Origin of the sequence: Corynebacterium sp. HMSC034B08, assembly GCF_001835805.1 — a bacterium.
GTDB classification, from domain to species: domain Bacteria; phylum Actinomycetota; class Actinomycetes; order Mycobacteriales; family Mycobacteriaceae; genus Corynebacterium; species Corynebacterium coyleae.
In genome coordinates, this window is the sequence record NZ_KV825942.1 from 25,554 (window position 1) to 52,294 (window position 26,741).

Sequence of the window (26,741 nt, forward strand, 5' to 3'; positions counted from 1 at the left end):
CGTCTGCTCGGTTCGGTGCCGGCTGATGTCGCGCGTCAGTCCAACTGCGACGTCATGATCGTCCACACCGTGAACTAAGCGGTTTCCCGCTTAGTTCCCGATCACCGTCAGCGTCTGCGTGGCGCGGGTGACAGCGACGTAGAGGTCTTGCCACCCTTGTGGCGAGGCCTCTACGATTTTTTGTGGCTCCACCACGGTGACGTGGTCGAATTCGAGGCCTTTCATCTCGTCGACGTTGTGCACATCGATCACCGCATGCAACCCATCCCGCTTGTCGACGACCTCCGCACCTGCCGGAAGAAAATCAACCGGAATGCCGGTGGATCGGATTGCCGTCGGTGCAGTCGCCTCCGGATCAATTTGTGTCAGAACTTCCGCCGCATAATCTGAGATTTCCTTCGGCGTGCGGTAGTTCACCGTCAGCTCGTGGAGACGGAAGCGCTGACCCACAAAGCGTTCGAGTGCTGCGGTCCAATCGTCCACGCCTGCTGGCGAGGAAGTCTGCGCGGTATCTCCGACAAGGGTCATCCACCTTGCCGGGCACCGGCGAAACACCATGCGCCATTCCATTGGGGATAACTCCTGCGCCTCGTCGACGATGATGTGTCCATAGGCCCATGTTTGATCCGCACTGGCGCGCTGCGCGGTAGAACGATTATCAGTGACCCGCTGACGAGCAGCGAGCGTCTCTGCGTCGATCACGTCAGCCGCAGAAAGAATCTCCGCCTCAAACTGGTCGTCATCGTTATCGGTGGACTCGGACGAGGCAAGGATATCCAGCGCGTCTTCGGCCTCCTCCACGAGTTCGCGCCACTCGGCTTCTTCCTTGCGGCGGGCTTCTTCCGGATCGACGGTGCCGATCAGCACCGCCAGTTCGTCCACAAGTGCAGTATCGGCGGGGGAGAAGTCCTCCTCCGGGGAGCGCAGCAGCGCCGCACGTGTGTAGTCGTCGTAGTCGTAAGCAGCGTGCGCAATCGCATCCTCATCGGTGAGGAACTCACCGAGTACGTCGGTGGGGTCGAGCTCGGGGAAGTGCTCGTCGATAAGCGCTAGCACCTGTGGCTCATCGGCGAGGTCATCGTGGAGCTGATCTACGTCTGCAGCAGACAGCAGGTTGGCACCACCGAGGGGATCTTCACCAATCTTTTGGGCCAAAGCCTCCGCCAGCGATTGGGTGAGGTGTTCTGCAAAGAACGGACGCGCCTGATTGTGCGGCCGGCGGGAGCGACGTGCGCGAGTGCGCGCGGCCTTGATCATGGCGGGCGTGGCCTCAATGGCTACTGAATCAATCGTCAGCACGACCGGCTTGTCGGGAACAGTTTCGTAGGCTTGCACGGCGCGCTTGAGAATCGTCACCATCTCCTCCGACCCCTTCACCTCCCGAGCCGCGATCGAATCGCTGCCCGTAGGCGTAAACCCGGGGACGAGTTGATCAGCAGTGGAAAGCACTACGCCAGTCTCGCCGAGCTCCGGCAACACACGGGAGATGTACTCCAAAAACGCCGGGTTCGGACCCACGATAAGCACGCCGGTGCGGCTGAGCTGCTCGCGCCACGTGTACATCAAATAGGCAATACGGTGCAGGGCAACCGCAGTCTTGCCCGTACCCGGACCGCCCTGTACAACCATCACGCCGCGGGTTGGATCGCGGATGATCTCGTCCTGCTCGCGCTGGATGGTCTCCACGATTGAGCGCATATGACCCGTGCGCGCTTCATTCATCGCACGGCGAAGCGCAGCCTCAGAGCCAACCCCGGCCACCGATGTGTCTGCGTTGTCGCCGGACAGCACCTCGTCATCTACCGCAGTAACCTTGCGCCCCCGCATGCGGATATTTCGGCGCGTCTCCACGCCCTCTGGGTGGGCGGTCGTCGCAAGGTAGAAGGGGTGTGCGAGCGGGGCACGCCAATCGAGCAACAACGTGCGGTAGTTATCCTCGCGGTCGTCAATGCCGAGTCGACCAATGTAGCGCCGGTCCAAATCCTCACGCCCCGGCACTGGATTTTCGGGCTCATCGTCTGCAACGTCAATGCGCCCAAAGACAAGCCCGGCTTCAGCAACGCCAAGCGTGTCCAATTTGGCATTGAGGCCGTGGTACTCAGTTTCTCGCCGCACAAGAGCGTCCGAATCCGGGTTGTCCGGGTCAACATCACGCTGAACCTCTTCGAGCCTCGCACGGGCACGAGCCACCTCGGCGTCGAGGTGTGCGAACAACGTATCCGCGTGAGACTGCTCGTCGGCGACGGGGTCAGGTGAAAGATTGTGCTGTAAATCCTGCATCCCCAAAACAAACAACCCCGAGGCGGGAAATATTCCCAACGCCTCGGGGCCGTAACGTTCAACTAAGTTCAGTGCTTAGCTGAGCTTCTTCTGAGCCTTCTTCACCAGCTTCTTCGCGCGCTTCTCAGCCTTCTTGGCCTTACGCTTCCACTTCAGCTTGGTGATCCAGGACGGATCAGCATCGAGCTTGTCCCAAGCCTTCTCCAGCTTGTCGATGGCACCCTGCGCCTTGTCCTGAGCCTTCGCGGTTGCTTTGTTGACCTTGCGCTTCGCCTTGAACTTGTCCAGAGTAGACGGCTGCAGATCGTTGAGCTGATCCTGCAGGTCACCAACAACGCTGTTGACCTTGCGCTTCGCCTTGAACTGCTGGATCTTCGACGGCTTCAGGTCATCGACCTTGCCCTCTGCCTTGTCTGCAGCGTCATCGAGCCAGTCACCAGCGTCGGAAAGGAAGCTCGAAGCCTGCTTCTTAGCGTCGTCGAACCAGTCGCTAGCGGTATCGCCGGCCTTGGAAGCGGCCTTCTTCCAGTCGCCCTTGTTGTCGTCGATGTAATCGGCAACCTGGTCGGTGCGGTCAGAGAACCAGTCACCAGCCTTGTCAAAGGCCTTCTCGGTCTCAGACTTGGTCGGCAGCGCCTGCTTGATGTTCTTCTGCGCAACGGAAGCGGCGTTCTGTGCACGCCACTTCATGTTCGGCTTGCCAGCCGTATCAACAGTTGCCAGCAGCACGCCACCAGCAAGACCGAGGTCGGTCAGGGCGCCACTGCGACGACGAGCCTTCTCTTCCTCGCTGTCGGCCTCCCAGAATGCGTGGCGGCCAATCACCGTCGGGATCGCGGTTGCAGCCAGCAGGGTGGCGGACAGGCGCGGGAACTTGCCGATTGCGAACAGGGAGCCAGCGCCAGCCTTAACGCCGCCGACAATCTTTGCGGCGGATTCCGGATCCTCCGGAACGAAGCCGCGGTACTCGGCTGGAACAGCGGTGCGCAGCTTCTTCAGGACAGTATTTGCGGAGTCCTTGTGGGCTGCCGGGTTCAACAACGTCTCAACGCCGTCGATCACGTAGACCGATGCCAGCATTGGGCGTGCGATTTTGCGAATCATATATGTACCCAAATCCTTACGTTTTGTAGCTGATTGTGCTCCCACCGAGTGTAGCGATTTTGCGCCAGGCCAGCTGTGTCCTATTGCACAACGCCACTTACCAGCGACGCTCCCACCACTCGTCAAGGTGGGGCCGTTCTGCGCCCAGCGTGGTGGGTTTTCCGTGGCCAGGGCGAACGATTGCGTCGTCGGGGAAGGCGTCGAAAAGCTTCTGTTTCACATCGTTGAAGAGTCGCACGAAATCACCCTCGGACTGGGTTTTGCCCAAGCCCCCCGGGAATAGGGAGTCGCCCACGAAAAGGTTCGGGGTGCCGTCGATGTCTACCGCGATAAACGCGCCGCCGGGAGTGTGCCCGCGCAAGATACCCACAGGAATGCGATGGCCGGCGAACTCGATGGTGTCACCGTCGCGCAGTTCCACATCGGGGGCGACGGGAAGTGCAGGGGCATCCAAAAACGGTGCGTAGTGTGTGGCGCCGGTTGCCTCCAGCACTGCTTCCAGAGCGCGGGTGTGGTCGTGGTGGCGGTGTGTTGTGAGAACCGCGGTAATATCCACGCTGGCGTCGCGGGCCATGGCGTGGAGGGTGTCGGGCTCATCGGCGGCGTCGATAAGCAAACCTTGCTCCCCGGAAGAGAGAAGGTAGCAGTTGTTGTCCATGGCGGATACGGAAACCTGGTGCAGCTTCAGCGAAGTACTCATGCCCGCCACAGTAGTAAGGAATGTTTGTATAGCGCGCGACGTTGGTAGTTTCTTGGGAGTACGAATCGACGAAAGGCGAAGACGTGGCCGACAAACTTATTGTGCGTGGTGCTCGGGAACACAACCTCAAGGGCGTAGATGTCGAGTTGCCCCGCGACAAAATGGCGGTGTTCACCGGACTGTCGGGCTCGGGCAAGTCCTCGCTGGCCTTCGATACCATCTTCGCCGAAGGCCAGCGCCGCTACGTTGAGTCGCTGTCGTCCTATGCCCGCATGTTCCTGGGGCAGATGGACAAGCCCGACGTCGACTACATCGATGGGTTAAGCCCAGCGGTGTCCATTGACCAGAAGTCGACCAACCGCAACCCGCGCTCGACGGTAGGCACGATTACTGAGATCTACGACTACCTGCGTTTGCTGTACTCGCGTGCGGGTACCGCCCACTGTCCGGAATGTGACGCTGTGATTGAGCGACAGACCCCACAGCAGATCGTTGACCGGATCCTGGAGTACGAAGAGCGCACGAAATTCCAGGTGCTTGCGCCTATCGTGCGCAAGCGTAAGGGTGAGTTCCAGGACCTGTTTGCAGACCTCGCCGCCCAGGGTTATGCGCGTGTGAACGTGGACGGGGAGACCTACCAACTCACCGACCCGCCGAAGTTGGAAAAGCAGATCAAGCACAACATCGACGTTGTGGTGGACCGCTTGATGGTCAAGGCGAGCCAAAAGCAGCGTCTCACTGACTCCGTGGAGACAGCGCTGAAGCTGGCGGACGGCCTCGTGGGCTTCGACTTTGTGGATCTCGACGCTGACGACCCGGAGCGCGTACAGATCTTCTCCGAGAAGATGGCCTGCCCGAACGGGCACAAGCTCAACGTGGAGGAGTACGAGCCACGTGCCTTCTCGTTCAACTCGCCATTCGGCGCTTGCCCGGCCTGCGACGGCCTTGGCGTGCGCAAAGAGATTGATGTTGACCTGATCATTCCCGATCCGGATGCGCCTGCGGTTGATGCGTTCCAGCCGTGGAACTCGAGCCCGAACAAGAAATACTTCACCAAACTCATCGAGGCACTGGCGAAGGAAGAGGGTTTCGACGCAAGCGCTCCGCTGAGTTCGCTGACGAAAACGCAGCAGAAACACCTGATTCACGGCTCGTCGACCAAGATCAACGTCCGGTACAAGAACCGCTTCGGCCGTCAACGTTCCTACACCGCCGCCTACGAGGGCATTGTGGGCTACATCGAGCGCAAGCTTGAACAGGCCGAATCGGATACGCAGAAGGAACGGCTTCTCGCATTCACCCGCGAGGTGCCGTGCCCGACCTGTAAGGGTGCCCGCCTGAAGCCTGAGATCCTCGCAGTGCGTCTCGCATCAACGACGCACGGCGAGAAGTCCATCGCGGGCCTGACGGAGCTTTCCATCGAGGACGCCTCCGAGTACCTGGACAACCTCGTGCTGGGCTACCGCGAGGAGATGATTGCTGGTGCAGTGTTGCGAGAGATCCAGGCGCGCTTGCATTTCCTGCTCGACGTCGGCCTGAACTATCTGACGCTCGCGCGCTCTGCCGGCACGCTGTCCGGTGGTGAAGCACAGCGCATTCGCTTGGCGACGCAAATCGGTTCCGGTTTGGCCGGCGTCCTGTACGTGCTTGACGAGCCGTCCATTGGACTGCACCAGCGAGACAACCAGCGCCTGATCGCAACGCTGAAGAAGCTGCGCGACCTCGGCAACACGCTCGTTGTTGTCGAGCACGACGAGGACACGATCCGTGAGGCCGACTGGCTCGTCGATATCGGACCCAAGGCTGGCGAGTATGGCGGTGAGGTGGTCTACCAGGGAGATCCGGCGGGCATCCTGAAGGCGAAGGACTCGCTCACTGGTGATTACCTGGCGGGACGTAAGAAGATTGAGGTTCCGGAGCAGCGACGTGTCGTCGATAAGCAGCGCATGCTCAAGGTTGTTGGTGCCCGCGAGAACAACCTAGACAACGTCGATGTGAGTATCCCGCTGGGCGTACTTGTGGCTGTCACGGGTGTATCGGGCTCGGGCAAGTCGACGCTGGTGAACCAAATTCTGGCGAAAACCCTGCAAAACCAACTGAACGGTGCGCGCCAAGTGCCCGGGCGCGTGAAGAAGGTCGAAGGCCTGGAGCACCTGGACAAACTCGTGCAGGTGGACCAGAGCCCGATTGGGCGCACGCCGCGGTCGAACCCCGCGACATACACGGGCGTGTTTGACAAAATTCGTAACCTGTTCGCCGAGACTCAGGAGGCGAAGGTTCGAGGTTACAAGACCGGGCGATTCTCCTTCAACGTCAAGGGCGGCCGCTGTGAGGCTTGTCGTGGCGACGGCACGATCAAGATCGAGATGAACTTCCTGCCGGACGTTTACGTCCCGTGCGAAGTGTGCCAGGGTGCACGTTACAACCGCGAGACGCTCGAAGTGCGCTACAAGGGCAAGAACATCGCCGAGGTGCTCGACATGCCGATCTCCGAGGCAACCGAGTTCTTCGAGCCGATCACCTCGATCCACCGCTACCTGCAAACGCTGGTAGATGTCGGTCTCGGCTACGTCCGACTCGGGCAGAGCGCAACCACGCTGTCCGGCGGTGAGGCACAGCGCGTGAAGCTCGCCGCGGAGCTGCAGAAGCGTTCTAACGGTCGCACGATCTACATTCTCGACGAGCCGACCACCGGCCTGCACTTCGAAGACATCCGCAAACTCATGCTGGTGCTCAACGGGCTGGTGGAGAAGGGCAATACCGTGCTGGTCATTGAGCACAACCTGGATGTGATCAAGTCCGCTGACTGGATCATTGACATGGGTCCGGAAGGTGGCTCAGGCGGCGGCACCGTGGTTGCGCAGGGCACCCCGGAGGACGTGGCCAAGGTCGAAGGGTCCTTCACCGGCGAGTTCCTCCAGGATGTGTTGATAAAAGGGTAGGAGAGCTCGATTTGGTGCACGCGTGTAATGCGTGTACTATTCACTTCGCACCGCCCAGCGTGTCCATTTCACGGATGCGCGGGCCACAAGAGGAGTGAATCCCACCCCAAGCCGCTGGCGTTGAGCCGAGTTGGATACGGGTCAAACGGTGTGCCAGATGTTGGCATGCCTGGACGATCTCCCGCCACCGTTTTTCGGTGAGCGGGTTTTTCGCGTGAGATCACCCCAAATGTGACCCAGAGCGGCAACGACATTGTTTCTCGAAGTCTCTAGGAGTTCTCATCAGCGCTGAAGCTCGGATTAACGATCGAATCCGCGTCCCCGAAGTTCGCCTTGTCGGCCCGTCCGGCGAGCAGGTCGGCATTGTCCGTACGGATGATGCCCGCAAGCTGGCGTACGAAGCGGATCTCGACTTGGTTGAGGTGGCGCCGAACGCTAAGCCGCCTGTGGCCAAGATCATGGACTACGGCAAGTTCAAGTACGAGCAGGATCAGAAGGCCCGCGAGGCCCGTAAGAACCAGCAGCAGACCGTGGTCAAGGAACAGAAGTTCCGTCCCAAGATCGATGAGCACGACTACCAGACCAAGAAGGGCAATGTTGAGCGCTTCCTGGAGAAGGGCAACAAGGTCAAGGTCACCATCATGTTCCGCGGCCGCGAGCAGTCCCGCCCTGAGCTGGGCTACCGCCTGCTGGAGCGTCTCGCTGAGGATATCGGCGAGTTGGGTGTGGTCGAGTCCCGCCCGAAGCAGGACGGCCGCAACATGACGATGGTCTTCGGACCGGCTCGCAAGGGCAAAAAGTAAGTTTTGAAATAACCGACACTCTGAAGGGCTTTCACCATGAAGCAGAAGACCCACAAGGGCACCGCAAAGCGCATCAAGGTCAACGGCAAGGGCAAGCTGCGCCGCGAGCAGGCTGGTAAGCGCCACCTGAACGAGAAGCTCTCCTCGAAGCGTCGCCGCAAGCTCTCCGGCACCACCGACGTCGCTAAGGCTGACGTCAAGCGCGCAAAGCGCCTCCTCGGCATGTCCTAAGCACTGCCCGATCAATCAACCGATTACGAGATAAGAAAAGGAAGTTTGACTCATGGCACGTGTGAAGCGTTCAGTCAATGCTAAGAAGAAGCGCCGCGCAATCCTCAAGTCCGCGAAGGGCTACCGTGGCCAGCGTTCCCGCCTCTACCGCAAGGCTAAGGAACAGTGGCTGCACTCCCAGACCTACGCTTACCGCGACCGTCGTAAGCGCAAGGGTGAGTTCCGCAAGCTGTGGATCCAGCGCATCAATGCTGGTGCACGCATGAACGGCATCACCTACAACCGCCTCATCCACGGCCTGAAGCTGGCTGAGGTTGAGGTCGACCGCAAGATCCTCGCCGAGCTCGCTGTCAGCGACTTCGCTGCATTCTCCGCCCTGTGCGAGGTTGCAAAGAACGCTCTGCCGGAGGACGTCAACGCTCCGAAGAACGCCGCATAAGCGCTTTCGCTTTTCGACGACACACCGCCCCGTCCCACCACACCAGGTGGGACGGGGCGGTTTTTGTTCGCGGTAAGGTATCGGCCATGGCATTGGATTTTGAGCAGCCGTTTACTGAGCGCACCCCGCGTGTGGTCAACGCTGCGAAGCTGAAACGCGCGGCGGGTCGTCGCAAAGCAAAAGCTTTTCTCGCGGAAGGGGAGAACGCCGTGGAAGCGGCGGTGGCTACGGGTGCAGCAACAGACTTGTTTGTCACCGAAGCAGCGGCTGAGCGTTTCGAGGAAATCGTTCGCGCCGCTGGCTACATGGATGTCTACACGCATGCCATCAACGACAAAGCTGCTCAGCACCTCGCCGACGCGGTGACCAACACGGGTATTTTCGCGGTGTGTAGGCCGGTGCTGTGGACGGTGCCGTCGATCCTCAAGGGCCGGCCCCGTCTAGTCGCAGTGTGTGTGGAGACCAACGACCCGGGCAACGCAGGCACGATCATCCGCCTAGTAGATGCGCTGGGTGCGGATGCAGTCATCTTCGCTGGGGACACCGTCGATCCAGAGTCGCCGAAAGTGGTGCGTTCCACCGCAGGATCGTTGTTCCACGTACCAGTGGCACGTGACCGTGATGTCCACCGGGTAATTGGGCAGCTGCATTCTGCAGGATTAGCTACGGTGGCAACCTCGGCGTCGGGGGAGACATCCCTCGCGCAAGCGGACGAGGTGCTTGCACGCCCAACAGCGTGGCTGTTTGGCAACGAGGCCCACGGGCTTAGCGATGAGCTTCTCACCAATGCTGATCACCGGATCTCCATCCCGATTAAGGGCAGCGCGGAATCGCTGAATCTCGCTACCGCTGCATCCATGTGCCTCTGGGAATCCTCCAAGGCGCTCGACGCAGACGAAAGGTAATCACGATACCGACACCTATCGCATGTCCCCCTAGCGCATTCATGTGTCGGCTCCACGGGTAAAGTGGTGGACGCTTTTGAACCGACATCGCTGCAGACGCCCTGAGCTGCAGAGCACTTGTGGAAAGGCGCGGGTGAGCGTAAGCGTGGCCGACAACGCAACACAACTTCCGGATATTGAACTGACCGAGGAAGCCCTGAACAAGGCAGCAGACGACGCGGTTGCTGCTTTCGAAGCAGCTGCGGATCTCGCAGCACTCGAAGAGGCACATCGCGCGCACCTGGGGGAGAAGGCCCCAATCATGCAGGCGCGCAAGTCGCTGGGGTCCATTCCGAAGGATCAGCGTAAGAACGCTGGTCGCTTTGTGAACATGGCGCGTGGCCGCGCCGAAAAGGTCTATGCCCAGCTGCGCCAGGTCCGCGAAGCAGAGCACCGCGAGAAGCAGCTGCGTGAGGAAAAGGTTGACGTTACGTTGCCTACCGCACGCGCTCACGCCGGCGCGATGCACCCGATCACCACACTGTCGGAGCACATCGCCGACATCTTCATCGGCATGGGTTGGGAAGTGGCCGAAGGCCCCGAGGTTGAAGCGGAGTACTTCAACTTCGACGCGCTGAACTTCATTCCGGACCATCCGGCCCGCACACTGCAGGACACCTTCTACATTGGCGAAGAAGGCTCCAAGCAGGTCATGCGTACACACACCTCGCCGGTGCAGGTGCGAACGATGCTTGAGCGCGATGTGCCGATCTACATTGCGTGCCCGGGCCGTGTGTTCCGTACGGACGAACTCGATGCCACCCACACCCCTGTGTTCCACCAGGTGGAGGGTCTCGCTGTGGACAAGGGACTGACGATGGCGCACCTGCGCGGCACGCTCGACCACCTGGCTAAGGTGCTGTTCGGCCCGGAAACCAAGACCCGTATGCGTACGAACTACTTCCCGTTTACCGAACCGTCTGCCGAGGTGGACGTTTGGTTCCCGAACAAGAAGGGCGGCGCTGGCTGGATTGAGTGGGGCGGCTGCGGCATGGTCAACCCGAACGTGCTGCGTGCTGTTGGCATCGACCCGGAGGAGTACACCGGTTTTGCGTTCGGCATGGGCCTTGAGCGCACGCTGCAGTTCCGCAATGGCCTGTCGGATATGCGCGACATGGTCGAAGGCGATGTCCGTTTCACTATTCCGTTCGGCGTGCAGGCGTAAAAGGAGAACCAAGAATGCTTATTTCCAAGAATTGGATCACCCGCCTGCTTAATCAGGCAGGCAACCAGGGCTTCAATCCCTCCGACGAGGAATTGGACGCCGGTTTTGTCCGCGTCGGTTTTGAGACCGAGGGCTACGAGCCGCTGCCTGAGGTGACCGGCCCGCTCGTCATTGGCCGAGTAGCCGAGATCGAGGAACTGACCGGGTTTAAGAAGCCCATCCGCTACTGCCAGGTTGATGTCGGACAGGCCAACGGCACAGGTGAACTGCAGGGCATCATCTGTGGCGCGCGAAACTTCAAGGAAGGCGACCTAGTCATCGTGTCGCTTCCGGGTGCGGTATTGCCAGGTGGCTTTGCTATCTCCGCGCGCAAAACCTATGACCACATTTCGAACGGCATGATGGCATCCGCAGCAGAACTTGGCCTGGCTACAAAGAGCGAAGGCATCATCACACTGGAGGCGGGGGCAGCGACCCCGGGCGATGACGCTCGCGAGATCCTCGGCTCCGGCGACACCGTGTTCGAGGTCAACGTCACCCCGGACCGTGGCTACGCACTGTCTGCGCGCGGCCTGACCCGTGAGATCGCATCCGCCTTCGACCTGGCGTTTAAGGATGTCGCGCAGGATCCGTCGATCGCAGGCGTTAATATGTCTGTTGTTCCGGAGCCGGCAGGCGAGAGCATCCCCGTCGAGGTTGAGGCCTCGACGAAGGCGCAGCGCTTCGGTCTGCGCACCGTGAAGGGCATCGACCCGAAGGCGCAGGCACCGTTCTGGATGCAGCGTGAACTCATGCTCAGCGGTGTTCGTTCCGTCAACGCAGCAACGGATGTCACGAATTACGTCATGCTGCTGCTTGGCCAGCCAATGCACGCATTCGACGCCGACAAGATCTCCGGCGGCTTGCGGGTGCACAACGCTGAGGCCGGTCAGAAGTTTGAAACGCTCGACCACGTTGAGCGGACGCTGACCGCAGACGATGTGGTGATCAGCGACGACAACGGCATCCAGTCCCTCGCCGGCGTTATGGGTGGCACGACGTCGGAGATTTCCGACGACACCGTGAACGTCCACTTCGAGGCTGCAACCTGGGATCCGCTGACCGTTGCTCGTACTGCACGTCGCCTGAAGCTGAGCTCGGAGGCCTCTCGTCGATTTGAGCGCGGCGTTGACCCCGCCATCGTCGAGGTCGCTCTGGATGCCGCTTGTGCGCTCCTCGTCGAGATCGCTGGCGGCTCGATCGAGGCTGGCCGTACGCTTGTCGGTGACGTTAAACCGCGTGAGCCGATTGCCATGCGTGCCTCGCGCCCGTCGGAGCTCATCGGTGTGGACTACTCCCGCGATACGGTTGTGCGCCGTCTTGAGGAAGTCGGCTGCACTATCGCAGGCGAGGGTGAGAACCTTCAGGTCACGCCGCCGACATGGCGTACCGATATCACCGTTCCGGTGGAACTTGTCGAAGAGGTCGTGCGCCTTGAGGGACTCGACGATATCCCGTCGATCCTGCCAACACCGCGTGGTGGTCGCGGCTTGAGCCCGCTGCAGCGTCGCCGTCGCGCGGTCACGCACGCGCTGGCGTACTCCGGCTACGCGGAGATCATCCCGACGCCGTTTATTGCCAACGACACGTTCGACGTGTGGGGGCTCGACGCAGACGATCCGCGCCGCAACACGGTGAAGGTGCAGAACCCGTTGGATGCTGACTACGGCATCTTGGGCACGACGCTTCTGCCGTCGATGCTCGAGGCAGCAGGCCGCAATGTTGCCCGCGGCCGTGGCGATATTGCGCTCTACTCGGTTGCACAGACCTCTGAGAAGCGCGCGGATGTTTCGCCGTTGCCGGCCGTTACCCAGCGTCCAGCAGACGACGTTGTCGCAGAACTTATTCAGTCGCTGCCAAAGCAGAATCTGCATGCCGCAACGGTGGCGCTCGGCAACGTCGAGCTCGAGGGGCCGTGGGGCAATGGGCGCGCCTATGAGTGGTCGGACGCGATCCAGTCTGCGCAGATCGTCGCCCGCGCATGCGGTGTTGAACTCGACATCGTCGCTGCCGAGGTTCTGCCGTGGCACCCGGGGCGCTGTGCGGAACTCTCTGTCCGCGATGCTGCTGGCGAGCGTATCGTCGTTGGCCATGCTGGCGAGCTGCACCCGCAGATTCTGGAGAAGCTAAACCTGCCAGCGCGCACGTGCGCGATGGAGCTCGACCTGACTGCGATCCCGCTGGAGGAGCGTCTTCCGGCGCCGCGCCTGTCGTCGTTCCCGCTGTTGCACCAGGACATCGCGCTCGTCGTCGATGAGGAAGTTCCGGCTGAAGACGTCCGTCGCACTCTCGTTGAGGGCGCAGGTGAGCTTGTCGAGGACGTAACGCTTTTCGACGTCTACCGTTCGGAATCCCTCGGCGAGGGCAAGAAGTCTCTCGCATTCGGCCTGGCCTTCCGTGCGCCCGATCGCACGCTGAAGGAAGAGGAAGGCTCGGAGGCTCGCCTCAAGGCAGCCGAGTTGGCTAAGGAGCGCTTCGGCGCAGAAATGCGCGGGTAAATATTAATCCGTGAATAACTTACGGCGCACTGCATAACTGATACACTGTCCGCTATGTCAGAAAGTGTGATCAAGGTTGCGGTCGCCGGAGCCACCGGGTACGCAGGCGGTGAGATTCTCCGTCTGCTACTCGGCCACCCCGCCTACCTTGCGGGTTCGCTTCAGATCGGTGCTCTTACCGGAGCATCGAACGCTGGCCAGCAGGTCGGCAATCTAATGCCTCATCTGCCGGAACTTGCAGATCGGGTCATTGAGCCAACAACAATCGATGTGCTTGCTGGCCACGATGTTGTGTTCCTCGGCTTGCCGCACGGCCACTCCGCCGAGATCGGTCAGGCTCTCGGCGAGGACGTCGTCGTGATTGACTGCGCTGCAGATTTTCGGTTGCGCGATGCCGAGCAATGGAAGCGTTTCTACGGCTCTGAGCATGCAGGATCTTGGCCTTACGGGCTTCCCGAACTGCCGGGTCAGCGGGCCGCCCTGCAGGGGGCAAACCGTGTCGCTGTCCCGGGGTGTTTCCCCACTGGGGCAACGCTTGCGGCCTGGCCGGCACTCGAAGCGGGGCTCGTGGAGCCTGATCTGACCATCGTTGCTATTACCGGTGTATCCGGTGCCGGCAAGAAGGCCAATGTCGATCTGCTTGGCGCGGAAACGATGGGCTCCTTGAAAGCCTATGGCGTCGGCGGGACGCACCGGCACACACCAGAGATCCAACAAAGCCTTGAGTCGGTTGCTGGCACCAGCGTTGCCGTGAGCTTTACCCCGGTACTAGCACCGCTGCCGCGCGGGATTCTCACCACAGTGACCGCACCATTGGTGCAGGGCGTTACAGCAGAGGCGGTAAATAGCGCGTACGAACAGGCGTACCAGGGAGAACAGTTTGTCAGGCTGCTTCCGGCAGGCTCGCAGCCGCAGACCCAGCATGTCGTGGGCGCGAACATGTGTGCCGTGCAGGTTGAAGTGGACGAGCACGCCGGCAAGTTGGTGGCGACTAGTGCCATCGACAACCTGACCAAGGGCACTGGTGGTGCCGCTGTGCAATGCATGAACCTTGCACTCGGGTGGGACGAAGGGGCAGGACTATCGCGAGCTGCGGTGGCTCCGTAACCGCCACTTCACAACGACTCTCCACCCCTGTTGAAAGGAAAACGAACAATTCATGACCACCACCGGAGTAACCGCGCCGAAGGGCTTTAGCGCTGCAGGTATCAGCGCCGGGATCAAGGCGTCTGGCAACCGTGATCTCGCATTGGTTGTCAACGAAGGCCCGGAGTTTGCTGGTGCAGCCGTATTTACTCGGAACAAAGTGTTTGCAGCGCCAGTGAAAGTGAGCCGTGAGACTGCAGCTGGCGGCACCATTAAGGCTCTGATTGTGAACTCGGGAAACGCGAACGCGTGTACCGGCGCACAAGGATACGAAGACGCAAAAGCCATGCAGCGCCTGACCGCAGAAGGCATCGGGGTCGACCCAGCCCACGTTGCGGTCTGCTCGACGGGGCTGATCGGCGACACACTTCCGATGGACAAGGTGGAAGCCGGTATCGGTGTCGTCGTCAAGCAACTCGGCGATGATGGAGCGGGTGCTGCAGATGCGATTCGGACGACAGATACGGTGGCGAAAGAAGCCGTCGTCAAGGGCGACGGCTGGACTGTGGGGGCGATGGGAAAGGGTGCCGGCATGATGGCGCCGTCGCTGGCGACGATGCTTGTCTGCATCACCACCGACGCAAAGGCTGACAGCGCCACGTTGCAGGCTGCGCTCGAGCAAGCCTGTGCCATGACGTTTAACACGTTGGATATTGATGGCTCGACTTCCACCAACGACACGGTCGTCGCAATGGCAAGCGGTGCCAGTGGCGTGACCCCAACGCAAGCAGAACTCAACGCCGCAGTGCACGAAGCGTGCGCGAAGCTAGCGGCGATGATGCAGTCGGATGCGGAAGGCGTGACCAAGCGTGTCGCGATCACCGTCCAAGGAGCGCTCGACGATGCACAAGCGCTCAACGCAGCGCGCGCGATCGGCCGTGACAGCCTGGTCAAGACTGCGATGTTCGGCTCCGATCCGAACTGGGGCCGCGTGCTGGCAGCCGTAGGCATGGCCGATGCCGAGATGGATGCGGAGAACATCTCCGTGACCTTCAACGGTCAGACCGTATGCGAACAGTCGACCGGCGCACCGGGCGCCCGCGACGTTGACTTGAGCGGAGCCGACATCGACGTTGTTGTGGACCTGGGCACCGGGGGAGCGGGCAGCGCAACCGTGCGCACAACCGACCTCTCGTACGCCTACGTCGAGATCAATTCCGCGTACTCGAGCTAGGAGGTGGGTGAGTTGATGCCTAATCTAACGAGTGAACAGCGCGCCACCGTCCTTGCCGAAGCACTGCCGTGGCTGCAGCACTACCGCGACAAGATTGTGGTGGTGAAGTACGGCGGTAACGCCATGATTGATGAAGACCTCAAGGCGGCGTTCGCCGCAGACATGGTGTTTCTGCGCACTGTGGGCGCGAAGCCCGTGGTCGTACATGGCGGCGGCCCGCAGATCAGTGCAATGCTGAAGCGTTTGGGCCTTGACGGTGGTGAGTTCGTGGGTGGGTTCCGCGTCACCACCCCGGAGATTCTGGACGTTGTGCGCATGGTGCTGTTTGGGCAGGTAGGACGGGATCTTCTGGGCAAGATCAACTCCCACGGCCCGTACGCGGTAGGCACCTCAGGCGAGGATGCCGGCTTGTTTACGGCCAAGCGCCGCCAGGTTGAAGTGGAAGGTGAGCTCGTTGACATCGGTCTCGTGGGCACGATCACCGACGTGAACCCGGCAGCGGTGATGGACATCATCGACGCCGGCCGTATCCCGGTCGTCTCCGGAATTGCACCGGGGGAGAACGGGGAAGTGTACAACATCAACGCTGACGAAGCCGCGGGTGCGCTGGCAGCTGCGATCGGCGCGGAACGCCTCGTAGTTCTCACCAACGTGGAGGGCCTTTACACCGATTGGCCCAACCGCGATTCGCTTTTGTCCAAGATCGAGGCGGCCGAGCTTGAGAAGATGCTGCCGGGCCTAGACACCGGGATGATCCCGAAGATGGAAGCTTGCCTGACCGCGGTCCAGGGCGGGGTGAAAGCGGCACACGTTATTGATGGTCGTGTGGCCCACTCAGTGCTTCTCGAACTACTGACCATGGGTGGTGTGGGCACGATGGTGCTTCCAGACGATTACGACCGCACCCACTACCCAGACGGCACAATCTTTAGGAAGGATGAGGCATGAGCAACTTCGCTACACGCTGGTCGGAGTCACTGCTAGACACGTACCCAGCCCCGCCGGTTGAACTCGTCTCTGGCGATGGCGCTACCGTCACCGATGCCGACGGGAAACCGTACATCGACATGCTCGCAGGCATCGCCGTGAACGCGTTGGGACATGCCAACCCAGCCATCGTGCAGGCGGTGTCGCAGCAGGTGGCCACCCTCGGCCACGTGTCCAACCTCTTCGGCTCGAAGCCGGTGGTTGAGGTCGCGGAGAAGCTCCGTGCACGCGTCGGCGACGAGACCGCCCGTGTGTTTTTCAGTAACTCCGGCGCAGAGGCCAACGAGGCCGCGTTTAAGCTTGCCCGTCTCACTGGTCGGGGGCGCATTCTTGCAGCCGAGCATGGTTTCCACGGCCGCACCATGGGCTCGCTCGCGCTGACCGGACAGCCAGAGAAGCAGGCCCCGTTCGCGCCATTGCCCGCCGGTGTGGAGTTCTACCCGTATGGCGACATTGATGCGCTGACGGCTCTGGTTGAGCAGAACCCTACCGATACTGCCGCCATCATCTTGGAGCCGATTCAGGGCGAAACCGGCGTCATCCCGGCGCCCGAAGGCTTCTTGCATGCGGTGCGCTCGCTTTGCGACGAGCACGGCATCCTCTTCATCACCGACGAGGTCCAAACCGGAGTCGGCCGCACCGGCACCTTCTTCGCCTTCGAAGACGCAGGGGTCGTGCCGGATGTCATCACCATGGCCAAAGGTCTCGGCGGGGGACTGCCCATCGGCGCGACGATAGCCCGCGGTAAAGCCGCGACACTGTTCACTCCGGGCAGCCACGGCACAACCTTCGGTGGCAACCCCGTCGCGTGTGCTGCGGCCAACACGGTGCTGGACACTATTGACGATGCGTTCCTGGCCGATGTTCGTCGCAAAGCAGCAGTGCTTATCGACGAAACCACGGACGTTCCCGGCGTCGCGGAAGTGCGCGGCCGGGGACTCATGCTGGGCGTTGTGCTGGAGCAACCGGTTGCGAAGCTCGTCGTCAAGCATGGGCTCGAACACGGCGTCATTCTGAACGCGCCGTCCGACACCGTCATCCGACTCACCCCACCCCTGGTAATTAGCGACAACGAGATCCAGCAGGCGGTTGAGCGTCTCGCAGCCGCAATCGCACAAGCCGCAGAAAGGAACTAGACCAATGGCTCGTCATTTTCTCGCAGACGACGATCTCACCCCAGCAGAACAGGCTGAAGTCCTTGCACTCGCAGCGGAGCTGAAAAAGGCTCCGCTGTCGCACCGGCCGTTGGAAGGGCCGCTTTCAGTGGCAGTCCTGTTTGACAAGACCTCGACGCGTACGCGGTTCTCATTCGACGCCGGTATTGCGCAACTTGGCGGCCAGGCGATCGTGACTGAGACTGGGCACGCACAGATGGGCAAGGGCGAATCCTTCCAGGACACCGGTGCCGTACTGTCCCGCTACGTACAGGCAATTGTGTGGCGCACCTACGATCACCAGAACCTCGTGGACATGGCTGAGGCAGCCACCGTTCCTGTGGTCAATGCACTTACCGATGACCTGCACCCATGCCAGATCCTGGCGGACCTGCAAACCATCATCGAGGAGTTCTGCCCCGAGGAAGGCGCCGCTGGCCTGAAGGGGCTGAAAGCGGTGTACCTCGGCGACGGTGACAACAACATGGCTAACTCGTACCTGATCGGTTTCGCTACAGCGGGGATGGACATCACTGTTATCGCGCCCAAGGAATTCCAGCCGCGTGCCGAGTTTGTCGAGCGCGCCGAGAAGCGCGCCGCAGAAACCGGCGCCCGAGTCACCGTGACTGATGATGTTGCAGCTGCTGAAGACGCGAACGTCGTGATCACCGACACCTGGATCTCGATGGGCATGGAAGAAGATGGCAAGGATCGTCGCACACCGTTCTTGCCCTACCAGGTTGATGCGGACCTGATGGCGCGCGCGGCAAACGATGCAATATTCTTGCATTGCCTTCCCGCGTACCGCGGGAACGAGGTCGCCGCGGAGGTCATTGATGGCCCGCAGTCGCGCGTCTTCGACGAGGCTGAAAACCGTTTACATGCGCAGAAAGCGTTGCTGACCTGGCTTCTGGAGCACCAATAATGTCCCAACCTGTATCCCGTACCGCACGCCAAGCACGAATCCTCGAGTTGCTTGAGCAGACTCGTGTTTCCTCGCAGATTCAGCTGTCAGAGCTGCTGCTCGCAGAAGGCATCGACATTACGCAGGCGACCCTGTCGAGGGACTTGGATGAACTTGGTGCGAAGAAGATCCGCCCATCTGGCGGCGGCCGTGCCTACTACACGATCAACGGCGATGCCGATGGATTTGAAAACGCGCAGACTGGCCCCGTGAAAAGCTCCGCCGCATGATCGACGAGTTGGTCGTATCCGCGGATGGCTCGGGTCAACTTGCACTGCTGCGCACGCCCCCAGGTGCGGCGCAGTACCTGGCCAGCTACATTGACCGCGTAGGCCTCGACCAGGTTGTCGGCTGCATTGCTGGCGACGACACAATTTTTGTTCTTGCACGCGAACCGCTCACCGGCGTAGAACTTGCCGTGGAACTCTTCGGCGGACACGCCCGGGGCAGCGACTAAAAAGTTTTACCCTGCAGGTAACCTCATACTATTCATGAAATCTTTTGAAGGAGAATCGTTCTACCATGACTAATCGCGTTGTTCTTGCATATTCAGGCGGTTTGGACACGTCCGTTGCTATCCCGTACCTGGCTGAAATGACCGGCGGTGAAGTGATCGCGGTCTCCCTCGACCTTGGACAGGGCGGCGAGGACATGGAATCAGTGCGCCAGCGCGCATTGGACTGCGGTGCAGTGGAGTCCATTGTTGTGGACGCCAAGGATGAGTTCGCCGAGGAGTATTGCCTGCCCACCATCAAGGCAAACGGTATGTACCAGGGCGAGTACCCGCTGGTTTCCGCGATTTCGCGCCCGCTGATTGTCAAGCATCTCGTTGAGGCTGGTCACAAGTACGGCGGCACCCACGTCGCCCACGGCTGCACCGGCAAGGGCAACGACCAGGTTCGTTTCGAGGTCGGATTCCTGAACCAGGATCCGGACCTGGAGATCATCGCTCCGGCTCGTGACTATGCCTGGACCCGCGATAAGGCCATCGAGTACGCAGAGGGCAAGAACTTGCCGATTGAGCAGTCTGCCGCGTCGCCGTTCTCCATCGACCAGAACGTGTGGGGCCGCGCAGTTGAGACCGGCTTCCTTGAGGATCTGTGGAACCCGCCGACAAAGGACCTCTACGCCTACACCGAGGACCCGGCGCTCGGCAACGCTCCGGACGAGGTCATCATCTCCTTCGAGTCCGGCAAGCCGGTGGCTATCGACGGCCGTAAGGTTACGGTCCTCGAAGCAATCGAAGAGATGAACCGTCGCGCAGGTGCCCAGGGTGTTGGCCGTCTCGACATGGTTGAGGACCGTCTGGTTGGCATCAAGTCCCGCGAGGTCTACGAAGCGCCGGGCGCCGTCGCGCTGATCACCGCTCACAAGGCTCTTGAGGACGTCACCGTTGAGCGCGAGTTGGCTCGCTACAAGCGTCTTATCGATGCACGCTGGTCCGAGGAGGTGTACGACGGCCTCTGGTTCGGCCCGCTGAAGCGCTCCCTGGATGCGTTCATCGAGTCCACCCAGGAGCACGTCACCGGCGATATCCGCATGGTCCTGCACGCTGGCCAGATCACGGTCAACGGCCGTCGTTCCAACCACTCGCTGTACGACTTCAACCTGGCTACCTATGACACCGGCGATACCTTCGACCAGACCCTGGCCAAGGGCTTCGTGCGTTTGCACGGTCTGTCCTCCCAGATCGCGAACAAGCGCGACCGCGAGGCCGGCAAGTAAATGGAGCAGCACAAGACAAACGAAGGTGCGCTCTGGGGCGGTCGTTTTTCCGGCGGCCCATCGGAAGCCATGTTCGCCCTGTCCGTGTCTACCCATTTTGACTGGGTGCTTGCGCCGTACGATGTGCTCGCATCCAAGGCACACGCGAAGGTGCTGAACAAGGCAGGTTTGCTTAGCGACGACGACCTTGCCGTCATGCTCGACGGCCTGGACCAACTTGGCCGCGACGTTGCCGACGGCTCGTTCGGTCCGCTGCCGACCGATGAGGATGTCCATGGTGCGATGGAGCGTGGACTCATCGACCGTGTCGGGCCCGAGATCGGTGGTCGCCTGCGTGCTGGACGTTCCCGCAACGACCAGGTTGCGGCCATGTTCCGGATGTGGCTGCGCGATGCCCTGCGGGGTGTCGCACTCGATGTCAGCGATCTGATCGACGCGATCGTCGCACAGGCGGAGGCCCACCCAGACGCGATCATGCCTGGCAAGACCCACTTCCAGGCTGCACAGCCGATCCTGCTTGCGCACTCGCTGTTGGCGCATGCCCAGCCGCTGCTGCGTGACCTGGACCGGATCAAGGATGCCGACAAGCGACTGGCAGTCTCGCCGTACGGTTCTGGAGCGCTGGCTGGTTCGTCGCTGCACCTCGACCCAGAGGCGATCGCAGAGGAGCTTGGTTTCGATTCTGCAACCGACAACTCGCTCGACGGCACCTCATCGCGCGACTTTGCTGCAGAATCCGCGTACGTCCTGGCACAGATTGCGATTGATATCTCTCGTTTCGCCGAAGAGATCATCGCGTGGTCCACGCCAGAGTTCGGTTACGTCACGCTGCATGACGCGTGGTCGACTGGCTCGTCGATCATGCCGCAGAAGAAGAACCCGGACGTTCCGGAACTTGCCCGCGGCAAGGCTGGTCGCTTGATCGGTAACCTTTCCGGTTTGCTCGCCACGCTGAAGGCCATGCCGCTGGCGTACAACCGTGACCTTCAGGAAGACAAGGAGCCGTTGGTCGACTCGGTCACGCAGCTCTCCATCCTCCTGCCGGCGTTCACTGGACTGGTTTCCACGTTGACGTTCCACGAAGACCGCATGCGCGAACTGGCTCCAGCAGGGTTCACATTGGCCACCGACCTTGCCGAATGGATGGTGCGCCAGGGCGTTCCATTCCGCGAAGCACACGAGGCTTCGGGAGCCTGCGTTCGCATCGCAGAATCCCGTGGTGTCGATCTCGTGGATCTGACGGATGAGGAGCTAGCGGGCGTCGATAAGCGTCTGCTCCCCGAAGTGCGCGAGGTACTTACTGTCGATGGGGCGGTCGCATCCCGCGATACCCGCGGCGGTACTGCGAAACCGCGTGTGGTGGAGCAGCGGGAGCGTGTCCGCGAAGCGAACAAGGCTGCGCGTCAGTGGGCAGAGCAGCCAGTTCGGAAGAAGTAAATACACGTTCGCAGAGCGCAGTTCAGAGTTTCCCTTTAGCATTGGGATATGGATGCGCCAAATACCTATGAAGCCAAGCCCCGGGGACGGTCAGTCTCCGTGGTGCTTGGCCTCATTTTTATTGCAGTGGTCATCGCCGCAGTTGCGTTAGGCCGGGGGCTTCTTCCCTTTGGCAGTGATGGCGACGAAAAAGACAGTGGCGCTGAATCAAATCGCCAGTCTCATGGAGACGTGCAGCAACTCCACGGAGTGATCGGCTCTGAAAAGCGGGCCTTCTTTGAAGATCCCCAGGTCAAGGACAGACTTGCAGCGTTGGGCTACAGCGTCAGCGTGACAACAGCGGGGTCCCGCCAGATAGCTACCACCACGGATATTGCCGCACAAGATTTCGTTTTCCCGTCTTCCGGGCCTGCCACGCAAAAGGTGCGCGAACAGGGCAGTGGTTACTCGGTGGATTTCCCGTTTTTCTCCCCGATGGCGGTAGCGAGCTGGAAGCCGATTGCGGATCTACTGGTAGCTGAGGGAGTCGTGGCTGAGCAGAACGGCGCTTACACACTGGACGTGAACAAGTACATGGACTTGGCCCGCTCCGGAAAACGATGGCGCGACCTCGGGGACGCGTTTCCGTCGCCACGCAATGTACAGGTCCGCTCGACAGATATCCGCACCTCAAACTCCGCCGCGATGTATCTGTCGCTGTTGGCGTGGGAGGTAGCACAGCGAGAACCCGATCGCGCCAATGACGTTGGTTTTCTTGTCGACGAGATCGCGCCCTTCTTCACCGCTCAGGGATACAGCGAAGCCTCATCCTCTGGCCCTTTTGCGGACTACCTCAGCCAAGGCATGGGAGCGGTACCGATGGTGATGGTGTACGAAGCACAGTTCATTGGTGAGCAGATGCGAGATAATTCCCGAATCCGCGACGATATGGTGCTGCTGCAACTCAGTCCGACAGTGCTGGCTAACCACGGCATCGTCGGGGTGAGCGAGGGCGGTAGAGAACTCGGTCGTCTGCTCACCAACGACCCCGAGCTACAAAGGCTGGCCGCGTACCACGGATTCCGGCCCGCGACCTCAGGCAACCTGGCCCAAGAGATGGAGGATCGAGGGCTCGATGCGCCTGCGGATTACGTCAATTCCATCGACCCACCCTCCTACGACAGGCTTGAACAACTCATCGACGGTGTCGGTCAACGCTATGGCGGAGCACCCGCACCGGTGAAGGAGGAGGAATAATGAATCGCCTCGTCGCGGCGCTTGCTGCGTTCATGTCTCTGGTGCTCGTCGCGTGTAGCACTTTCGAAGAAGGCACTTCCAATACTCCTGATACATCCGGCGCAGGGCCCAGCGGTAATGCCGATCTGACCATTGTCGCTGCAACCGAGCTCAAAGACCTCGAAGAATTGGTTGATCGTGCAGCAGAGGAGCTCGGCTTCACTATCGACATGCAGTTCCCCGGCGGAACTTTAGAAAACTCCCAAACGCTCAAACAGGGAGGTTTCGATGGGGAAGTGGATGCCACATGGTTTGCTACGAACCGCTACGTCAACCTGATCGGCGCCTCCGACAAGTTGGACGGTGAGACAAAGATTGCCACAAGCCCCGTCGCGTTCGGTGTATGGGAGGACAGCGCAAAGCGTCTCGGCTGGGACACCAAGCAGCCCACCTGGGCCGAGTTTGCCGACGCTGCCGCAAGCGGCAAGTTCACGTTCGGGATGACCAACCCGCAAGCCTCGAACTCGGGATTCTCCGCACTCGTCTCGGTGGCGACTGCGCTCGCAGACACCGGCGATGCGATTTCCCCTACTGACTTGGAGCGCGTTGGGCCACAGCTCAAGGAAATGTTCGAAGCGCAATCTATGGTTTCCGGTTCTTCCGGGTGGCTGGCTGAGACGTTTGTCAATGATTCGTCCCGAGGCGATGGCATCATCAACTACGAAGCAACACTTCACCAGCTAAAGGCCCAAGGTGTGCCTATTGAGGTTGTTGTCCCCGCCGATGGCGTGATTTCCGCAGATTACCCGTTATCGGCACTGGCTAACCCTGCGCATGCAGACGCGCGGGGTCGGGTAGAAGAGCTGTCGCGCTGGCTCCTGGAACACCAAGAGGACATCGCTCAGACCTATCGCAGGCCTGTGACCGGCGTGGATAACGTGCCGGTGGAGATAGCCAACCAACACGTCATCGAGCTGCCGTTCCCAGCCAACGAGGGAGTCGTCGATGAGCTGCTTTATGCGTACGACAACTCCTACCGCAAACCAGGACGAACAACGTTTGTGCTAGATACTTCCGGGTCGATGGAAGGGCAGCGGTTGGCGTCGCTGAAAAGCATCATGCAATCGCTTATCGACGGCTCCGCTTCAACACTCACCGGTGACGTCTCCCTACGCGACCGGGAAACCGTCACGTTGCAAGCCTTTGATTTCGCACCACACGAACCGTTGACAGTTCGCTTCTCCCGGGAAGATCCGAAGTCTGCTGAAAAACTATCTGACTTCGTCGATGGTCTCCAGGCTGAGGGCGGAACCGCGGTGTATGAAACCTTGCTGAAGGCATTGAGGAATACGGACCCGAACGGAGGTATTCCGTCGATAGTTTTGCTGAGTGATGGTGAAAGCACCGTTGCCCCAGACTATGTCGAATTCAAGAGGCAGTATGAAGCATTGCCAGAACAGCTGCGTAACGTGCCTGTGTTCGTTATCTTGTACGGCGATGCTAATGCGATAGAGATGCAAGCACTTGCAGATCTCACCGGTGGTGAGGTGTTTGACGCGCTTGGTGGCGACCTGGCTGCTGCCTTTAAGGAGATTCGTGGATTCCAATAATTCGTCTGCGGGAAAAGCAGCCCGGTATTTCGCCTCACCCAAGAACCAGCTTGGGTTGGTGCTGGCTACCCTCGTGGTTGTGGTTCATATTGCGGTAGGTATCGGACTGTTCTGGCCGGTCGCCGCGGCGGCCGCGTATGGCGCCGGCGCGGCTCTTGCGCCGTCCCGGAAAACCAAGGAACTTCCAGCAGCACCAACCCTGCCCACGTCGCAAGTTCTCGAGAATGCGCTGCGGCAAACGACTGATCGGTTGGAATCGGCGAAGCCACCACGTCAGGTGATGATGCAGGCGCGAGCGTTTGAAAAAGCCTCCAAGTTCGTATTGTCCGAGTGGGAACACCTCGAGCCGACGCCTAAGCACCGGCAGACGATGTGGAATGTAGTCAATGTGTACTACCCGGAGGTCGTCGATACGTACCTTGATGCCCCTCAGTACCGAGACAAGTCTGCGGTGAGCGTGGTTGTGGACTCTTTAACCACGCTCACTCGCGCTGCTGAGCGGGTGCAGCAGGGGATTTTGGACGACAATCTGCGCGCCATGGATTCACAAGCGCAGTTCCTGCGTCAAGAGCTCGGTGAGTTGCCCGGACTCGACGACAGCTACCACGGAGGCAGCGGGTACGATCCGAAAGCATGAGTCTGGATCCGAAGCTTCTTAACGTCCTCGCGTGTCCCAAAGACAAGGGAACGCTGGAGTATGACCAAGAGCGGGAGCTGCTGGTCAACGAACGCCTCGGCATTGCCTATCGCATTGACGACGGCATCCCAGTTCTGCTCATCGACGAAGCAGAGCCATACATCTCGGCAAAGTAGAAGACGGAGAAAAACCCAATGAGCAAAAACATCATTGATGAGCTTGAGTGGCGCGGGCTGATCAACCAGTCCACGGACCTCGACGCACTGCGGAAGGAAACCGAGCAGCCGATCGTGCTGTACTGCGGCTTCGACCCGACTGGTCCCTCGCTGCACGCCGGCCACCTCGTTCCGCTGCTCATGCTGCGCCGCTTCCAAGAAGCAGGCCACACACCGATCGTGCTTGCTGGTGGCGCTACCGGCATGATCGGTGACCCCCGCGATGTGGGGGAGCGTTCTATGAACTCCGCGGACACCGTCCGTGATTGGGCGGACCGGATCAGCGGCCAGCTCAAGCGCTTCGTGCACTTTGATGGCGACAATGCAGCACGCCTGGTCAACAACAACGACTGGATTAAAGACCTTGGCGTTATCGAGTTCCTGCGTGATGTGGGCAAGCACTTCTCGCTGTCCACGATGCTCGGCCGCGACACGGTGAAGCGTCGTCTGGAGAACGACGGCATTTCTTACACCGAGTTTTCCTACATGCTGCTGCAGGCGAATGACTACGTGCAGCTGCGCCGCAACCACAATTGCGTGCTGCAGGTTGGCGGCGGCGATCAGTGGGGCAACCTCGTTGCGGGCGTTGACCTGAATCGTCGTATGGACGGCGAGCAGGTTCACGCGTTGACTGTTCCGCTGGTGACGGATTCCGAAGGTAAGAAGTTCGGCAAGTCCACTGGTGGCGGCTCGCTGTGGCTGGATCCCGAGATGACCAGTCCGTACACCTGGTACCAGTACTTCGTAAACACTGCGGACGCCGATGTCATCCGTTACCTGCGTTGGTTCACCTTCCTTGACCAGGAAGAGCTCAACCGCCTGGAGACCGAAGTGGCGGAGCGCCCATTCAAGCGTGAAGCCCAGCGTCGCTTGGCGCAGGAGATGACCGATCTGGTCCACGGCAAGGAAGCCCGTGAGGCTGTCGAACTCGCATCGCAAGCTCTGTTCGGTCGCGCAGAACTTACTGACCTCGACGAGAAGACCCTCGCATCGGCAGTCTCTGAAACCTCTGTCTTTGAGATCCCAGCCGGCGAAACCACGGATATCGTGGAGCTTCTCGTCGGTGCTGGTCTTGCAGAGTCGAAGGGTGCAGCGCGCCGCTCCATCAAGGAAGGTGGCGTGTACGTGAACAACGAGCGCGTCGAAGACGAGGCGTGGGCGCCGTCTGACCAGGATTTCCTCCACGGCACATGGCTGGTCCTGCGCCGAGGCAAGAAGAACTTCGCAGGCGCTAAGCGCGCATAAGCAACTGCTTATCGACGACACCACCCAGGCAGAAACCACCATCTGCCTGGGTGTTTGTGTTGTTTGTGAGTTCGTGGTTATATCTTC

General features: G+C 60.5%; 22 protein-coding genes and 2 pseudogenes. 21 read left to right on the forward strand and 3 right to left on the reverse strand.

The annotated features are described in order from the left end of the window. Positions 1-78, forward strand: a pseudogene (locus HMPREF2656_RS12450) (universal stress protein); the annotation flags it as partial. 12 nt (positions 79-90) lie between these two features. On the opposite strand, the gene HMPREF2656_RS04540 reads toward HMPREF2656_RS12450, so the two are convergent. The 3 genes from HMPREF2656_RS04540 to HMPREF2656_RS04550 all read right to left on the reverse strand — a co-directional run bounded on the left by HMPREF2656_RS04540 (position 91) and on the right by HMPREF2656_RS04550 (position 4,084). Continuing rightward, positions 91-2,280 (reverse strand): HelD family protein, encoded by a 2,190-nt coding sequence (locus tag HMPREF2656_RS04540; protein ID WP_070815981.1) that lies wholly within the window; start codon positions 2,278-2,280, stop codon positions 91-93. Between the two features lie 75 nt (positions 2,281-2,355). Continuing rightward, on the reverse strand, positions 2,356-3,384 hold the full coding sequence (locus HMPREF2656_RS04545) for a DoxX family protein (protein WP_070422920.1): 1,029 nt from the start codon (positions 3,382-3,384) through the stop codon (positions 2,356-2,358). 97 nt (positions 3,385-3,481) lie between these two features. Further along, positions 3,482-4,084, reverse strand: a complete 603-nt coding sequence (locus HMPREF2656_RS04550) for an MBL fold metallo-hydrolase (protein ID WP_070815982.1) — start codon at positions 4,082-4,084, stop codon at positions 3,482-3,484. A gap of 83 nt (positions 4,085-4,167) precedes the next feature. On the opposite strand from HMPREF2656_RS04550, the gene uvrA reads away from it, so the two are divergent. The 20 genes and pseudogenes from uvrA to tyrS all read left to right on the forward strand — a co-directional run bounded on the left by uvrA (position 4,168) and on the right by tyrS (position 26,654). Further along, entirely contained in the window at positions 4,168-7,026 is a 2,859-nt protein-coding gene (uvrA, locus tag HMPREF2656_RS04555) for an excinuclease ABC subunit UvrA (protein WP_070815991.1), read from the forward strand. Positions 7,027-7,307: 281 nt separating this feature from the next. Then, on the forward strand, positions 7,308-7,829 hold the full coding sequence (gene infC / locus HMPREF2656_RS04560; RefSeq protein ID WP_083279489.1) for a translation initiation factor IF-3: 522 nt from the start codon (positions 7,308-7,310) through the stop codon (positions 7,827-7,829). A gap of 36 nt (positions 7,830-7,865) precedes the next feature. Beyond that, complete coding sequence (gene rpmI / locus HMPREF2656_RS04565) at positions 7,866-8,060, forward strand: 50S ribosomal protein L35 (protein ID WP_070422917.1); 195 nt, start codon at positions 7,866-7,868, stop codon at positions 8,058-8,060. 52 nt (positions 8,061-8,112) lie between these two features. Continuing rightward, positions 8,113-8,499, forward strand: coding sequence for a 50S ribosomal protein L20 (gene rplT, locus HMPREF2656_RS04570; protein ID WP_070422916.1), 387 nt, complete (start codon positions 8,113-8,115; stop codon positions 8,497-8,499). Between the two features lie 86 nt (positions 8,500-8,585). Next, the gene (locus HMPREF2656_RS04575) at positions 8,586-9,404 is read left to right on the forward strand and encodes a TrmH family RNA methyltransferase (protein ID WP_070422915.1); all 819 of its coding nucleotides are present in this window, start codon (positions 8,586-8,588) and stop codon (positions 9,402-9,404) included. A 145-nt stretch (positions 9,405-9,549) separates the two neighbouring features. Next, complete coding sequence (pheS, locus tag HMPREF2656_RS04580; protein WP_070569219.1) at positions 9,550-10,608, forward strand: phenylalanine--tRNA ligase subunit alpha; 1,059 nt, start codon at positions 9,550-9,552, stop codon at positions 10,606-10,608. A gap of 14 nt (positions 10,609-10,622) precedes the next feature. Then, positions 10,623-13,145: a phenylalanine--tRNA ligase subunit beta gene (gene pheT, locus HMPREF2656_RS04585; RefSeq protein WP_070815983.1), complete on the forward strand. Its 2,523-nt coding sequence runs from the start codon at positions 10,623-10,625 to the stop codon at positions 13,143-13,145. Between the two features lie 54 nt (positions 13,146-13,199). Continuing rightward, the gene (gene argC, locus HMPREF2656_RS04590) at positions 13,200-14,252 is read left to right on the forward strand and encodes an N-acetyl-gamma-glutamyl-phosphate reductase (RefSeq protein WP_070815984.1); all 1,053 of its coding nucleotides are present in this window, start codon (positions 13,200-13,202) and stop codon (positions 14,250-14,252) included. Positions 14,253-14,304: 52 nt separating this feature from the next. Next, the gene (gene argJ / locus HMPREF2656_RS04595) at positions 14,305-15,465 is read left to right on the forward strand and encodes a bifunctional glutamate N-acetyltransferase/amino-acid acetyltransferase ArgJ (protein WP_070815985.1); all 1,161 of its coding nucleotides are present in this window, start codon (positions 14,305-14,307) and stop codon (positions 15,463-15,465) included. Between the two features lie 15 nt (positions 15,466-15,480). Next, positions 15,481-16,413, forward strand: a complete 933-nt coding sequence (argB, locus tag HMPREF2656_RS04600) for an acetylglutamate kinase (protein ID WP_371326033.1) — start codon at positions 15,481-15,483, stop codon at positions 16,411-16,413. After that, positions 16,410-17,588, forward strand: coding sequence for an acetylornithine transaminase (locus HMPREF2656_RS04605; RefSeq protein WP_070815986.1), 1,179 nt, complete (start codon positions 16,410-16,412; stop codon positions 17,586-17,588). Before argB ends, HMPREF2656_RS04605 begins: the two co-directional genes overlap by 4 nt. A 4-nt stretch (positions 17,589-17,592) precedes the next feature. Beyond that, positions 17,593-18,531, forward strand: coding sequence for an ornithine carbamoyltransferase (gene argF / locus HMPREF2656_RS04610; protein ID WP_070422908.1), 939 nt, complete (start codon positions 17,593-17,595; stop codon positions 18,529-18,531). Next, positions 18,531-19,027 (forward strand): annotated as a pseudogene (locus HMPREF2656_RS04615) (arginine repressor). The gene argF and the pseudogene HMPREF2656_RS04615 overlap by 1 nt, the downstream one beginning before the upstream one ends. Before the next feature lie 65 nt (positions 19,028-19,092). Beyond that, on the forward strand, positions 19,093-20,295 hold the full coding sequence (locus tag HMPREF2656_RS04620) for an argininosuccinate synthase (RefSeq protein ID WP_070422906.1): 1,203 nt from the start codon (positions 19,093-19,095) through the stop codon (positions 20,293-20,295). After that, positions 20,296-21,732: an argininosuccinate lyase gene (gene argH / locus HMPREF2656_RS04625; RefSeq protein WP_070422905.1), complete on the forward strand. Its 1,437-nt coding sequence runs from the start codon at positions 20,296-20,298 to the stop codon at positions 21,730-21,732. A gap of 48 nt (positions 21,733-21,780) precedes the next feature. Then, positions 21,781-22,968 carry a hypothetical protein gene (locus tag HMPREF2656_RS04630; RefSeq protein ID WP_070569199.1) on the forward strand — a complete coding sequence of 396 codons (1,188 nt, stop codon included), beginning with the start codon at positions 21,781-21,783 and terminating at the stop codon, positions 22,966-22,968. Further along, complete coding sequence (locus tag HMPREF2656_RS04635; protein WP_070815987.1) at positions 22,968-24,557, forward strand: VWA domain-containing protein; 1,590 nt, start codon at positions 22,968-22,970, stop codon at positions 24,555-24,557. The genes HMPREF2656_RS04630 and HMPREF2656_RS04635 overlap by 1 nt, the downstream gene beginning before the upstream one ends. Further along, positions 24,544-25,194: a hypothetical protein gene (locus HMPREF2656_RS04640; protein WP_070422902.1), complete on the forward strand. Its 651-nt coding sequence runs from the start codon at positions 24,544-24,546 to the stop codon at positions 25,192-25,194. Before HMPREF2656_RS04635 ends, HMPREF2656_RS04640 begins: the two co-directional genes overlap by 14 nt. Beyond that, positions 25,191-25,370 (forward strand): Trm112 family protein, encoded by a 180-nt coding sequence (locus HMPREF2656_RS04645; protein ID WP_070422901.1) that lies wholly within the window; start codon positions 25,191-25,193, stop codon positions 25,368-25,370. Before HMPREF2656_RS04640 ends, HMPREF2656_RS04645 begins: the two co-directional genes overlap by 4 nt. 18 nt (positions 25,371-25,388) lie before the next feature. Beyond that, positions 25,389-26,654 (forward strand): tyrosine--tRNA ligase, encoded by a 1,266-nt coding sequence (tyrS, locus tag HMPREF2656_RS04650; RefSeq protein ID WP_070422900.1) that lies wholly within the window; start codon positions 25,389-25,391, stop codon positions 26,652-26,654. The last annotated feature ends 87 nt before the right edge of the window (positions 26,655-26,741 follow it).